At 51.2% G+C, this 13,538-nt stretch carries 16 protein-coding genes and 1 pseudogene; 10 read left to right on the top strand and 7 right to left on the bottom strand.

The genetic code is table 11. The annotated features are described in order from the left end of the window. Positions 1–35: 35 nt before the first annotated feature. From KDW_RS15910 to ltrA, 4 genes are all read right to left on the bottom strand, one after another. Positions 36–710 (bottom strand): AAA domain-containing protein, encoded by a 675-nt coding sequence (locus KDW_RS15910; RefSeq protein ID WP_162005278.1) that lies wholly within the window; start codon positions 708–710, stop codon positions 36–38. A gap of 63 nt (positions 711–773) precedes the next feature. Then, positions 774–947, bottom strand: a complete 174-nt coding sequence (locus tag KDW_RS31785; protein ID WP_162005277.1) for a hypothetical protein — start codon at positions 945–947, stop codon at positions 774–776. Between the two features lie 479 nt (positions 948–1,426). Continuing rightward, on the bottom strand, positions 1,427–1,759 hold the full coding sequence (locus KDW_RS15905) for a hypothetical protein (RefSeq protein ID WP_151756867.1): 333 nt from the start codon (positions 1,757–1,759) through the stop codon (positions 1,427–1,429). Beyond that, positions 1,743–3,434 (bottom strand): group II intron reverse transcriptase/maturase, encoded by a 1,692-nt coding sequence (ltrA, locus tag KDW_RS15900; protein WP_151756866.1) that lies wholly within the window; start codon positions 3,432–3,434, stop codon positions 1,743–1,745. Before ltrA ends, KDW_RS15905 begins: the two co-directional genes overlap by 17 nt. Positions 3,435–4,161: 727 nt before the next feature. Here ltrA and KDW_RS15895 point away from each other — a divergent pair. From KDW_RS15895 to KDW_RS15885, 3 genes are all read left to right on the top strand, one after another. After that, the gene (locus KDW_RS15895; protein WP_151756865.1) at positions 4,162–4,773 is read left to right on the top strand and encodes a Uma2 family endonuclease; all 612 of its coding nucleotides are present in this window, start codon (positions 4,162–4,164) and stop codon (positions 4,771–4,773) included. 325 nt (positions 4,774–5,098) lie between these two features. Further along, a complete protein-coding gene (locus KDW_RS35940) occupies positions 5,099–5,593 on the top strand; it encodes a pentapeptide repeat-containing protein (RefSeq protein WP_151756864.1) in 495 nt (164 codons plus the stop codon). Further along, a complete protein-coding gene (locus tag KDW_RS15885; protein WP_151756863.1) occupies positions 5,566–5,877 on the top strand; it encodes a pentapeptide repeat-containing protein in 312 nt (103 codons plus the stop codon). The genes KDW_RS35940 and KDW_RS15885 overlap by 28 nt, the downstream gene beginning before the upstream one ends. A 282-nt stretch (positions 5,878–6,159) precedes the next feature. On the opposite strand, the gene KDW_RS15880 is transcribed toward KDW_RS15885, so the two are convergent. Continuing rightward, the gene (locus KDW_RS15880; RefSeq protein WP_151756862.1) at positions 6,160–7,938 is read right to left on the bottom strand and encodes a HEAT repeat domain-containing protein; all 1,779 of its coding nucleotides are present in this window, start codon (positions 7,936–7,938) and stop codon (positions 6,160–6,162) included. Between the two features lie 272 nt (positions 7,939–8,210). On the opposite strand from KDW_RS15880, the gene KDW_RS15875 reads away from it, so the two are divergent. After that, positions 8,211–8,672 (top strand): hypothetical protein, encoded by a 462-nt coding sequence (locus tag KDW_RS15875; RefSeq protein ID WP_151756861.1) that lies wholly within the window; start codon positions 8,211–8,213, stop codon positions 8,670–8,672. 74 nt (positions 8,673–8,746) lie between these two features. Here KDW_RS15875 and KDW_RS15870 read toward each other — a convergent pair whose 3' ends face one another. Further along, positions 8,747–9,745 carry a Fic family protein gene (locus KDW_RS15870; protein WP_151756860.1) on the bottom strand — a complete coding sequence of 333 codons (999 nt, stop codon included), beginning with the start codon at positions 9,743–9,745 and terminating at the stop codon, positions 8,747–8,749. Positions 9,746–10,171: 426 nt separating this feature from the next. On the opposite strand from KDW_RS15870, the gene KDW_RS15865 reads away from it, so the two are divergent. The 6 genes and pseudogenes from KDW_RS15865 to KDW_RS35935 all read left to right on the top strand — a co-directional run. Next, the gene (locus KDW_RS15865; RefSeq protein ID WP_269822448.1) at positions 10,172–10,690 is read left to right on the top strand and encodes a transposase; all 519 of its coding nucleotides are present in this window, start codon (positions 10,172–10,174) and stop codon (positions 10,688–10,690) included. Continuing rightward, entirely contained in the window at positions 10,669–10,983 is a 315-nt protein-coding gene (locus tag KDW_RS15860) for a hypothetical protein (protein ID WP_151756858.1), read from the top strand. The genes KDW_RS15865 and KDW_RS15860 overlap by 22 nt, the downstream gene beginning before the upstream one ends. Positions 10,984–11,185: 202 nt before the next feature. Beyond that, entirely contained in the window at positions 11,186–11,485 is a 300-nt protein-coding gene (locus tag KDW_RS15855) for a hypothetical protein (protein ID WP_151756857.1), read from the top strand. A 524-nt stretch (positions 11,486–12,009) separates the two neighbouring features. Further along, positions 12,010–12,723, top strand: coding sequence for a hypothetical protein (locus KDW_RS15850; protein WP_151756856.1), 714 nt, complete (start codon positions 12,010–12,012; stop codon positions 12,721–12,723). Between the two features lie 87 nt (positions 12,724–12,810). Then, positions 12,811–13,047 carry a pentapeptide repeat-containing protein gene (locus KDW_RS15845; protein ID WP_151756855.1) on the top strand — a complete coding sequence of 79 codons (237 nt, stop codon included), beginning with the start codon at positions 12,811–12,813 and terminating at the stop codon, positions 13,045–13,047. Next, positions 13,044–13,361: pseudogene (locus tag KDW_RS35935) on the top strand (pentapeptide repeat-containing protein); the annotation flags it as partial. The gene KDW_RS15845 and the pseudogene KDW_RS35935, both read left to right, overlap by 4 nt. On the opposite strand, the gene KDW_RS36510 reads toward KDW_RS35935, so the two are convergent. Beyond that, positions 13,254–13,535, bottom strand: coding sequence for a hypothetical protein (locus KDW_RS36510; protein ID WP_233097712.1), 282 nt, complete (start codon positions 13,533–13,535; stop codon positions 13,254–13,256). The pseudogene KDW_RS35935 and the gene KDW_RS36510 sit on opposite strands and share 108 nt — an antisense overlap. Positions 13,536–13,538: the final 3 nt, after the last annotated feature.

The raw sequence follows: 13,538 nt of genomic DNA, 5'->3' as shown, positions 1-13,538 counted from the left end.
TTCCGCTGACAAAGCAGCTCCTCCTGGCGCTGGTTTCAGGCACGGGCATGTCCAGGAAATGCTTCCTGATACGTGGCGATAGCGGACAGCACCTCTTCGCGCCTGCGTTCTATCCGGGCAATTTCCTCACGCTGTAACGCTATCTCATCATTGACGATGGAGGAAAGCGTCACATGGCGGTACGCATCCGTCTCCAATTCAGCCAGATGGGGACTACCCGCACGGACCAGGTTCTGTTTATCCAAAAAACAGCCCATTCCCTGCTTGCGAAAGAACGCCGCCAGACGGATCATCGCATTATCAATCGCGATATTGGTGTGCGAGGCAATCAGAACGCGACGCTTATACAGAACAGCATGCAGCATGGCAATAGCAGCCAGCACGTCGGTTTTGCCGGTTCCACCAGGACCCAGGATCAGCTGGACCTCGCTGCCTAGCGCACGCTGGATCGCCAGGTGCTGTGCATCGTCAGGAACAAACACGTCGCTGATCGTATCAAGAAGAGAGGACGCAACGGTCTCCTCGATGCACTCACGATATCCAAAGAGCTTAAGGCCGAGGCCAGGAGAAGCGTGGAACTGAACCAACACGTCTTTCATTTTGCGCAGGAGATGCGCACGTTCAATTACCAGGTGTGCACATGAGAGCGTGCGCTCCGGCAAGCGCTGTGTGACGGTAATCGTGACACAATCATCCTTCGTGTTCGACAACTCCACGAGCAGGTGGTCGAAATCTGAACTCTGTAATTGGAAGTCTGTGCCGTCGGGCAGGTCTCACGACGACGCCAGGGTAAAAGCGTAGCGATAGTGACGATGCTGCTCATAGACCAGCCGCCCATCGGCAATGGTGTACTCTTTTCTTCCTACAGAGAGCTCAATAGCCCGCTCTAGCGCCTGCTCCATCTCTGGCCAAGGGTCCCTGCTCGAACGAAAGATATTCTGTTGCATATGACTCACTTTCTCACGCGACGCTTCTTTTTCTTATCCTTTTCAGCAAAGCGGACCATCTATACGGACGGCACGAGTCATCTGGACACGCTCCCTGATGAGTGCCAGCACACACCTTATGGTTTCCACCTCCCGTACCATCTGGCTCCCGAGCAAGCATACCAAAACAGGAGGGGACAACGGTGGGGCAGGCACAGGGTACGTGTGGAGTAACATCTGAAAAGACGGGGAGGAGTATAGGGGCACGTGAGGAGCAAGGTACCTGCAGGCATCATTTCAGTGGTACACCGCCTGTCGATAGCATTGAGTGTTTCAAAATTGCAGGTCGCTCTATTTCAGGATGGATTCCCAGTTTCAAAGCGGGAGTGGCTTCTCCCACCAGGCAGCCATTTTGCAGTCAGCTCGAAGAGCGGCTTCTTCTCTGGCGAGAAGGCCATACGCGTCAACACATTCCCATTTTGGGGACGCTCACCAGACGCTTACGGGCACCTCTTCTCAGCCCTCAAGTGGTCTGGAGTTGCACCAACGCCTCGTCTCTGCTGCCCAAAGGCGGAGAAACAGCGACGGGTGTCTTTATCTCTCTCTCCAACATCGCAGGTAACCACCACATCAAGAACGACCAAGGGCAGGCCCGGAATACATACATATTGCTCCCGATAGACACGACACGGCCCACTTCTTCCCAGTTGCTCTTTCAGCAGTCGGGTAGCCGAGTGAGCATTGCTGCCCCTCGGCCCCCTCAGAACGGCCCGTGAAAGTTTCCCTTCAAGCCGCTCAAGCAAATCACGAACTTCCCTACCCCGATAGCTCATCTTTTACATCCTCTCCAGCGTGGATCTTTTGATGGCAGAATGCGTGTACTAACACGAGATTGCCGTAGTTGCTTTTTCCACCCTTTGCCTTTGGTATCCTGTGATGCACATGAAGCTCCTCGTCGTTGAAGAGCGTCTCTCGACATTCCAGGCAAATTCCCTGTTGTCTCTTGGCGATCTTCTGCCTACTGGGTGTAAGATCTTTGGCTTTTGCCGCGTTTCTTCTCTGCCAGTAGTCTTTCAGGGTTCGATCGTCAGGTGACGCCGTTCCTTTGACCAGGATGTGCCTCTCAATGGGAAACCATCGGTATTTGAGCAGGTGTTGACCTGTTTGTCTGTCTCCAAACACCCAATGGTCTTGCCTGTCCAGGTTGAACTTCCCCCAATATTTGCGTTGTTGCCATTTCTTGGGTTTGTGGGGGTGCATTCGCTTGACGTGCCTTACCTCTTTGTAAAACATCCAGTTATCAAGCTTGTTGAATGTTTCCTTGGCTGTTCCCGTTCGGTAATAGTTCACCCATCCGCGAATGATCGGGTTAAGTTTCCACAGGATTTTCTGCATTGTCCATCCTCGGACCGCTTCCCATTCCTGCTTCATCTTCTCTCGATGTTTCTGTACCGCTTCTTTGCTTGGTTTGGTCAGCAGCTTCCATCCTGTTTTTGTGTTTGCGGCTTTGTAGTGTCGCATGTTAAAGCCCAGGAAGTTGATCCCTTCTGTCAGATGAACAATGTGGGTTTTCTCTGGTGAAAGAGCTAACCCTCGTTTGCCCAACCATTCAGTAAGGATCTGTTTGACCTTTTCGGCATCTTCCTGGCTCTCACAAAACACACAGAAGTCGTCTGCGTACCTCACTAATGCTCGTTTGCTGTCCAGTTCACCACGTTTTCGATGCTTGATCTGCAACGCTTCTTCCATTCCGTGAAGAGCAATGTTGGCGAGTAACGGACTGATCACGCCACCTTGAGGCGTTCCCGCCTCTGTTTCGTAAAACACTCCTTTATCCATGTATCCTGCTTTTAGCCACTGCTTGATGAGTTCACACCCTGGAACGCTTCCAATGGTTTTGAGCAGGTGCTCATGCGAAATGTTGTCGAACGCGCCTTTGATATCGGCGTCGAGAACCCATTTCTTTCGCTTGTTTGGGCGAGCTAGCCTGTAGATTTTCTCGATAGCATCATGGCACCCCCTACCCGGTCGAAATCCGTAACTACATCCTTCAAATCGAGCTTCCCAGCTTGGTTCAAGGGCATTCTTGACCATTGCTTGAATGCAGCGGTCTATCATTACAGGGATTCCGAGTGGGCGTTGTTTGCCATTTGCCTTCGGGATGTACACGCGACGCGCGGGTTTGGCCGTCCAAAGGAAGTAGTGACCGAGATGATCGACCATTCGACCTCTGGCGGCTGGTGTTTTTAAGAGAACCTTATCCACTCCCGGCGTATTTTTGCCAGTGTTGAGTTGCGCAACTCGTCTCACGCTCACCAAACGGTTCGCACGACTGCGCAACATGAGCTTTTGGAGCGAGCGGACGCGTTTCCCATCGCCCGCCTGGGTTGCCCGAAAGATCCGCTGTCTCAGATTACGAACACGCCGCTCCTGCTGGTGCCAGTCAATGCCGTTCCAGTTGGTGTCGGGGTGCGTTTCGGTTCCGTTTGCTAAGGTTTTGCCTTGCATCTAACTTTTCCCTCAATGAGTAATCTTCACATCGTTCTTTGGGTGATTCACCAGAACCACGTTTGCGACCTTTCGATCTGGATATCTCCAGCTGCTATGATGGTCCTATCCGCCAGGTTATGTCTTCCCTTTTGCCTTACGGCTGGCGGCGTTCGCTTCTTGGTTCCTCCTGTTCCCGCTAGGGAGTTAGGCCTTCCTTACGGTTGGCTGACTACCATTGCTAGTAGACCCTATCGGGGTTCCTGTGTCCCGCATATCCGAGATATGAGCGGGGTGGGTGCCCTCTTTACTGCGGGGAGGTCTGGTGTCCTAGCTGACAGGAATATCGCCTGCCAGCCTTCATGAAGAGGAATACCGTCCCTTCATCTTTCTCCCAACATCATCGTCTTTGTTATCCACATTCCGATGACCAGTGCCTAACGCAGCCTCATCAAGGGTTCACTCGCGTTCACCCGTCCGCTCTTCACCTAGCCCGGTTCCGCTTTGTGGCTAAACTTCCCCTTAGACATTTCCTCTGGCTTCGCACCCTCCCGTTACCAGGAACGCACGCAGAAGATGGTGACAGGCTTGGACACTTGCCTGGAGGAGTTCTGAGGCTCCTCACTCAAGATAAGCGATTAGCACATCGCACGATATTCAAGGCCCTCATACACTTTGAAAGAAAATATGGTATGCTCTCAAGAACTAAGCCATTACATGAGAAAGTAGCAGCATTAAAGGAGAAACAATGGCGCTTCCAGAGTATCTATTCATGAGCAGAGAAGACTATCTGGCACTTGACAATAACAGCCAGGATGCACGCTATGAATATCTTGATGGAGAAGTCCGGATGCTTGCCGGTGGGAGCACCTACCATTCTGCGCTCAGTTCCCGCCTGGGAGCTGTCATAGAGCGAGCTTTAGAAATGAGCTCTTGCTGGACCTATAATTCTGACATTCGCCTGGAATTATCTGAGTCCTACTATGTCTATCCAAATCTGAGTGTAAGCTGTGAGGAAAGCGATCATGCTCTGGACAATGCTATTCTTCATCCTTGCATAGTCATTGAAGTTCTCTCACCCAGTACCGAGGCCATCGATACAGGAGAAAAACTTCGTGCCTACCTCGCACATCCGAGTATCCAGGAGTATGTACTCGTTGATTCCTTCAGCATATGGATAGAGGTATACCACCGGGAAGATGATGGATGGAAACTGCGCACCTACGGGCCAGGAAGCACCGTCAACCTTGAACACCTCACTATCCAGTTCTCTGTTGATACCCTTTACCGAGGCATGGACCTCCAGGCGACACGTAGACAAGCCAAACGGAAAAGAGCACATAATCAAAGGAACTTTTAAGCCTCATTATCCTCTTGATGTTTACATCAGCATTAACAGCTCAAGCATAGTCTTCTACCCACTCATAGAGGTATTACAGCTCAAAAGAATAAAATATGTATATACATTAAATATATTATAAACAAGCATTCTCTATCAAAATTGAAAAGAGTATCATAATCCCCGAATCTTGGATCTCTGTCATCTTCCGTGCAAGGATCATGCACTTCGCGCGAGCATGGCTAATAGCGTGAGATATACAAGCTCGTAGACCAATATACTAACGGCACATAAAACCTGAGGAGGTATCCTGATAGCCAATCAAACACATATTGAGCAACTCACGTTGGGAGCACTATCCTGGAATCAATGGAGACTGAATTATCCTGAAGTCATTCCAGATCTTAGCAATGCAGACCTGTCAAAATCCGATTTCAGCACTGCCAATCTTAGTAGAGCCAACTTACGCGGAACTGACTTGAGTTGGGCAAATCTCAGAAAGGCAAACTTACATAAAGCCAATCTCTTCAGAGCGAAGCTGGTTGAGGTAAACCTGAGTGGTGCTCATCTAGAGAAGATCGATTCATTCTGGATTAATTTGAACATGGCCAATTTGCAGGGAGCAAACTTACGGGAGGCCAACCTGAATCAGGCCGATTTGAGAAATGCCAACTTAAGTGGAGCTAATTTGTACCGATCCGACTTAAGTGGGTCAGACTTAAGGGGTGCTCGTTTAAGAATGTCTAACCTGTTGCAAGCCACCCTGATAGAGATACAACTGAGTGGAGCAGATGTACATGGGCCAGCTTTAGAATGGCAGATCTGCGCTGGTCCCATTTGAGCCTGGTAGATTTGAGTGACATCGAATTGAGCCATGCAAACTTACAAGAGGCAGACCTGAAACAAGCCAATTTGTGCGGCGCCAACTTAGACCACTCAGATCTGAGTGGGGCCGATTTGAGCTGGGCAGATCTCAGAAAGGCCAATTTAAGCGACGCCATACTGACCGGAGCAAACTTGCAAGAGGCGGATCTACGGAACATTCCCTGGCTCCTCATTATGCAAATAACGCTGCAACCAGAAACGAACTTCACAGGCGCTCTATGGGATCGACCATCTACCTAAAGGATTCAGCCAGCAAGAAAGAAACCAGACAAAACTGGGAAAGATATAAGAAGAACACAACTAGTAAAAACAGGCGCGGGTGACATACATATGCGAAAAATCATACTCATCAGGGAACATCCAAGTCTGAGGTATCAGGAACATATATGGCGCACGAAAAAATCATCCATTTGTAATGGAGCACAAAACCAGGCGCTATTGCGCTCTACATATCTCTTCTTGCCCATCCCCACAGAAAGTTTTTCAAAGCCTCACTTTTTGTACCTTTTCACAACCTGTGGCTTACCCCCAATGTTCATCCGTAGCGGTTCGTAGCTCAAGAGTTTCAAGTGTACGGTGCGCGGCTTCGCGCACACTGGCTGATTCTGGATCGTTGTACAGGCGCTGTAACTTCTCAATAGTTGATTCAAACACATGCGGTGCCATCCCACTCAATCCAATGATAGCCCACATGCGCACTTCCCAATAGGAACTGTCCAGAGCTTGATCAAACCACGCGAGCAGAGTAGGGTGTGGACTGTGCAACGCAGCCAGAGCCTGCGCAATCATGATGTCTTGCTGTGGCTCTAGTAGAGGTCCCACCTTTCCGGTACAGAGCGTTTCTACGAGATCTGGCACGAGCAGTGGAAGCAGTTCAGGGTGGGTCTCATAGAGGGCTACTGCCACACGCTGACGCACAAATGTATCACTCGTATGGAGTGCGGCAAGCAAAGACTCTACTGGAGCTTGTTCGCCTAATTCTCCGAGAGCTGCAACAGCAAAACTAGCTCGATCCCTCGTGCGAAGATTGGCAACAAGGATATCTATCCCTTCCTGCCGTCCTTGCTTTGCGATGAGACCTGCGATTTCCACATTCTCATTGTCGAGGTGGAGTAATAGCCTCTCTACTGGCACAGATACATCAAAATAGTTGAGCACCTCGGCTGCTTTTCGACGCATCTCTCTATCTTCGTCATCCAAAACAATCAACACAGGTTCGATGGGAATATATTGGCTCAAAGGGATTTCTGCTCCTAGTAGTGCCAAGGCATGCAAGGCAGCGTTGCATGCCTGAGGCAAGGGATCAGACAGCAAAGCGAGCAGTTCAGCCCATGGTGCGTCCACACCCAACATCGCAATCATCCTGGCGGTCATATATCCTACCGGCCACCACTCATCCTTGAGCAGATGCAGCAATTCTTCAATAGGAAGATGTCGAGCAATCGCATTTCCCATGTCAACAATTGGTGTACATAACCAGACCAGGGCATTTTCACGTGCCCATTCATCGTCTGCATGCAGCCAGCCCACAATGATTGAGAGAGCCTCCGGATCACCAACGCTGGCCAGCACTTTTGTCGCTTCCCGCTGAATCGATTGATTGACGTCATCAAGGAAGGTGCGTAACTCGGTTTGTGGCATCCGTTCGCTTGAACGGGCAAGAGCCCTGATGGCTTCCAACCGGACATTTTCCTCTGTATCTTGGAGAGCCTCGATTAAGAGTTCAAGAGAGATATGCTCCCCTAAAGTCCCAAGTACTCTTACTGCCGCAGCGCGCCTCTGAGCATTCTCACTCTGTAGCATAGTGATGAGCAACTCAACAGGTACTTGCACTCCCATCATATCAATCAGATAGGTAGCCACCTCACGTAATCCCTCCTCCGGCGCATCTAACGCCTCCAGCACCATGGCAACTGGAGCCTGCGTCCCAAGCGCATAGAGAACGGCTTCGCGCACTTCTGCATCAGGATCGGTAAGATGAGGCATCAAGCCCTCCTGAGGAGCATGTGCCCCGACATCTGCCAGAACCCACTTTGCGGCAGATCGAACCCGCTCATTGGTATCCTGCATCGCCAGGAACAATGGCTCGAGCGGGACATATTCACACCATTCACGCAAAATGTCTGCCGAGGCCACCCGCAGCGGGGTCGTATCAAGTAGCATCATGCGAATAAACGACTCGAGCAAGATCTGCCCTCCTGGTTCTCCAAGCTGACGCAGTGCCTCTGCCGCTTTCCTGCGTCTTTCTGAGCTCGTGGAGTAAAGCTCTTGAGCCAGATATTCAATATGCTGATGTGACAAGAACAATTTCCCTTTCAACAATGCAGTGCCAGATACACGCTCTGGATATCTCAGTGCACAAAAATATGCAAATGTATTATATAATCAAAGTCTGATGGTCTGTTAAGTACGTTTGCGAGAAGGGCACTGGGGTTACTACGCACTCTTTTTCGGCAGAAAATATGGTAGCAAACCCGATTTCTCACGGCATAGATACGCTGCTTACAATTGGGTAGATAGCCGAAGGTTGTCCGAGAGGTCCTGCTATATACATCGGCGAAGGGAAGAATTTGATGGAAGAAAGACAAGACGATGTGCTTTTAGGCAAGAGGGCAAAGTGCTGGCCAGTTGAACTGGCTGAAGCACTCCTGGCTAGCCCACTTTCATGGGGACCGCCCACATATGCTCTGGGGATCGGTTACGTTGATGATCCACAACGTGAAGATCAATCTGATGGTTTTATACAACTGGCAATGTGTGTAGATGGTGCATATAACCGCCATAGTGAAGCGGGGCAATGGGCCAATCCCATCTTGCGTCAAGTCGAGGTGGAAGCTTCCTATGAGGAACTCTCTACACAGGACCTGTTAGATGTTGTCTTTCTTGTTTGCCGTGGGGAACGCTTCTGTGATGGACTGATCCGCCAGCATGAACCACAGTTGCGCGCAATCCTCCAGGAGGTTGTACGACGCATCCACGCTGATGCCCCTCCAGTGTTTATCGTGCAGAAATCAGATACAACAGAAAATCGCTGAGAATCACGTGGGAGCCGGAAATAAAAAGTGGTGTGCAGCGGACCACATCAGCTGATCACTTTAAATCAGCTTCGTCATGAATCCTCCTCACCCTGAGCGCGCCCATGCTGTCGGCGGTACTGCTGGGCGTGGCGCTGGTATGCAGCCACGGCAGCGTGAGTTGCGTACCAGTTACGCCCCTGCTTGCGCGCCTCTAAGCGACCATAACGAGCAGCCCAACTCAAAGCTTCTGGGTCGTACCCAAACTCCCGTGCTAACACTGGAAGAGGCAAGGTGTCCTCCTCCTCGGGTGCAGGGATGGTCACGCATGCCTCTACATAGAGGTCAAGGCTCGCCTCAACAGCCTGACCTATTACATTCACCAAGGGACCATAATTGCCCGTGTTGCCAGTATCAAGCGCATGAATATAGCGTACACGCCAATCTTTCAACACAAGAGCTGGCGGGTAGCCCTCACGCATCAACATGAGATTGAGCAGGAGACGGCCAACCCTGCCGTTTCCATCGGGAAATGGGTGAACCGCTTCAAAGCCGTGATGGGCGATGGCAGCACGTGTGACCGGGTCATACTGCTGGCCTTGCTTCCCGTTGACCCACTGCTCCCACTCGCGCATCCGTCGGGGAACATCACGGGCTGGCGGAGGTGTCATGTTGCTTCCTCGTATATAGACCGGGACCGTACGCCATGTCCCCATGTGAGTTTCGTCCAGAATGCCACGCATTACCTGCTGATGCAAGGTTACGATGGTTTCCTGCGTGATCGGCTCCTGGCTGCCAGCAACCAGAGACACGATATACTCATAGGCGCGAGCGTGATTCTCTGTCTCTTTATACTCTCTGAGCGAATGACCACCAACGGTCATTCCGTACTCAATCACCATTGCTGTCTCGTTCAGGGTCAGGGTGTTTCCTTCAATCGCCGTACTATGGTGGGTCAACATGATCTTCAAATCCTCATTGAGCCTGGCAACGGTCCCGGCTGGGAGCGGCCGGTATCCATCTACGATGGCCTTTTTCTGTTGGAGACGAGCCGCCAACCTCGCGTCCATAATCGGCTTCTGCTGCCTACTCACCTGGTATCACTCCCTTTCCATCAGATATCTATGCAACGGATGGATAAAAATAGCTCACTCCGTTGTATATTTTGTGTTTATTATACAACGGATAGATAAAAATATCATGCTCCGTTGTATACTTTCCGAAGAGAATGTCGAGGACGAGCTGGCACGTATGGACGGCGGATTGCAGGCGATGATGAGCGCAGAGAGTGCCGCCTCGGTCCCTTTCCCATGGGCACACAAGAGGCAGCACAATAGTTATCGAATAAGACATCTTACCTAGATCATCAAACAGACTGACTTCTCCACAGCTCGACTTTGTACAATTTTACTAAAGAAGAAGGCATGAACCCTCCGCTGAGGTAAGATAGAAGCTAACCAAAGCATATCTTTCTTCAAGGAGACCTTTCATGCCATTACCTGAAGCCAGGTATAGCTGTTGTGGCCCCTTTTCGGCCACTGTTTACCGCTCCGACGTGGAGAAAATTGATGACATTACTCGCCGGAACGCTACTGGCTCATGGACGTCGAACGGTCTGTAGCGCCTTGCGGTTTAGTGGGGAACAGATGAATGAGAACTGGAGCCAGTATCATCAGGTGCTCAATCGTGCTCGCTGGTCATCCCTGGCAGCAAGCCAGTGTTTACTCTTGCTGATTGTGGAAACCCTGGTTCCCAAGAATGCTCCCATCACGATCGTGATTGATGAGACCCTGGAACGACGATGGGGTCCTCAGATCAGCAAGCGAGGAAATTTTCGTGATAGTGCTCTTTCCAGTCGAAAGCGATCGGTGAGCAGCAATGGACTGCGCTGGATCATGATGGCTGTCGTGGTGACCCCTTCATGGACCAAGCAGTCCTGGCGTTGCCCTTTCTGGTTGTTCTCTCCACCACTCCCGCTTTCAGTTTGGCCACCGGCAAGCGGCACAAGACGATTGCGATGTGGGCCGGGCAGATGGTGAGTGCGGTGCATCGCTGGTTGCCCAATCGCGACATCTCCGTGCTGGGTGATGGCGCGTACAGTTGCCTGGCGTTGGGACTTCACTGTGTGAAGCGTGAGGTGACGTTGATTACCCCCTGCGAGTTCGATTATGCCTTCCACGATGCTCTTCTTCCCGTTGAGCAACGTCCCAAGGGAAGCAAGCCCAGAATCGTGGGCAAACGTCAGCCCACCCTGGATCAGGTTCTCATGGATCCAACCACGGTGGGGAAGAAAAAGAGATTTGCTGGTATGGGCAAGGAACGCGAACGGTAGAGTGGTGCAGCGGGATCGCGTGGTGGCATCGTGCCAAGCAGCCTCCTTTGTCCATCTGCTGGGTTCTCATTCGCGACCCAACGGGCAAGAAGGAACCCAAAGCCTTGTTGTGTACGAATCAGGGCTGGGAGCCGCTCACCATTATTCTCACCTACATGAAGCGCTGGACCATAGAAACGACCTTTAGGAGGCTCATGCTCATTTGGGCATCCAAACCCAGCGACAGTGGTCTGATCTGGCGATCGAACGTACCACGCCGTTGCTGTTGTGTACCTACAGTTTCGTCACGCTTATTGGAACGCACCTGGCTTCCCATGAAGAGATCGTCGTCGAGCAGACTGCCTGGTATCGCAAATCCACAGCCACCTTCCATGATGTTCTGGCCGCCGTGCGACTGCGTCTGTGGAAACAGCAGATCAGTCTGACATCCGCCCGAGACCCTGCTGTTGGACTGCTTTCGCCTTCCGTGCTTGATCGGCTTCTCTATGCGGCTTGTTTTTAGTTGGAAATGTACAAAGTCGAGCACAGAGCGTGTAGAACCACCTTACGTCTTCTGGTACAACCTGATCTGGCTCTACAACTGGAAATACTACAGGCTCATACACCTGACAGTGCGAAGCTGCACGAATACGATAAGTGAAATGAATCTATTTCTATCAAAACCTCTTATTTCACACTGACTGACACCTACTATTATTTACATGCATATATATTTACCCCTATAATACGATAGCCACCGTGCACGTGGCTATTTCATTGAAAAAATGGAGAAGGATCACCATGACGTGTTTTTTTCTGTGGCACCCGGCTCCCCGATGACAGCACTGTCTGTTCCCAATGCCAGAAAACTCAACCTGAGCAACATGCTACTATCCAGGGTACACCATCGTCACCGGAACCGTTGACGTCAACCGTCGAGTACCACGCGCCACCACATCCAGTGCCGTACTCCTCACTGCCTGCCCCATTCAAGAAGAAAAAGCTGTCCACCATCCTCTTTGCCGGGGAGGTGCTGCAGTACTCCTGTTGGCACTCATAGTCTTCTGGCTCTATACAGTAGAGACCGTGATTCACCACGGCAGCACACGACCCTCGCTGACGAGCGGGGCTCCGATGACGTTGAACCCGTACACACAGCAGCAGGAATTGCTGGTGATACGTGATCCCATGCACGACAACACTCTCGGTGATGCCCATGGCTATCATTGGATGGACGATGTCCATGATGGAGACCCTGGATCAGATTCGACAAAGGGGTGCTATTTTGCCGATCACATGTATCACGTCTCGACCAGCGATCAATCATCCTCGCATACAGAAGTATACTGCCTCAACGGCGGGACACGCTTCAGCGATTTCACCTATCAGGTAAAAGTGAGCGTGCAACAGGGTCATCTGGGCGGCATCATCTTCCGGCAAAGTCCCCATGCACACTTTTACGCCTTTCTCGTGTCCGACAAGGGAAACTTCATATTATTTTCGAGCGCGAACACTGACGCGACAGTGCTTGCCAGAAGCGTCTCCTCTAGCATCAATAGGCGGCTGGGAGCGGCCAATCTGCTCGCGGTCGTCGCACATGGGAGTAAGCTAGATCTCTTTATCAATCAGCACCACGTCGCCAGCGTGACCGACGCAGCCTATAGCACTGGTCTTATCGGGACGATCGCTCTTTCCGATGATGTATCACAACGTACCGATATTGCCTTTGCTGACGCCAGTATCTGGATTCCCTCCCGGTAACCCATCAACTTTATCTCTTCCTGACATAGGATTGGCACCACAGTAAATTGCTGCATCTCTATGTTAAGAAGAGGAAAGAAAAATACTATGCACGCCAACGATATTCAAGGATGTATGATCGCGATGACGAATGGAGGAACAACATCGATGGCCAATCAAGAACATCTTGCGCTACTACAACAAGGGGTGGAAGCATGGAATAGCTGGAGACGTGAACATCCTCAGATAAAACCCGATCTCGATCATGCTCTACTTGAAAACATATATCTCAGCAATAGTAACCTTAGCGGCGCTTCGTTTCGAGGGCGCATCTTTCGCACGTGAGCCTGGTTCATGCTAATCTGACGAGGGCCGATTTTTCGGACGCAACACTGCATGAAGTCGAATTCATCGAAGCCCATCTGAACGGGGCAAATTTCCACCATAGCGATCTCTCAGGAGTTGACCTGCGCAATACTGAGCTCGTGTACGCGAACCTGACGCAAGCCAATCTTTACTTCGCCAGTCTGGCCAGCGCCAATCTCAGGGGCTCAGATTTCACCCAGGCCAACATGGAAAAAGCGGACTGCGATGACGCCAATCTGAGGGATGCCAGATTGGATGGGGCCAGGCTCGTCAAAACCAGTCTGCTGAGAGCCGTGCTGGAGCGAGCGTCGCTCAGAGAGGCCGATCTTACGGCAGCCCACCTCAGAGGGGCAATCCTGAATGAGGCGGTACTGACCGGGGCAAATTTCTCTCGGGCGCTCTTGCAGGGAACCAACCTGGGCAATGTAGACCTGAGCCAGGTCAAGGGTCTGGAAAGCGTCTGGCATGGC

It is taken from the genome of Dictyobacter vulcani, assembly GCF_008974265.1.
Taxonomy (GTDB): Bacteria; Chloroflexota; Ktedonobacteria; order Ktedonobacterales; family Ktedonobacteraceae; genus Dictyobacter; species Dictyobacter vulcani.
This window is presented reverse-complemented; position numbering and strand designations above follow the sequence as displayed.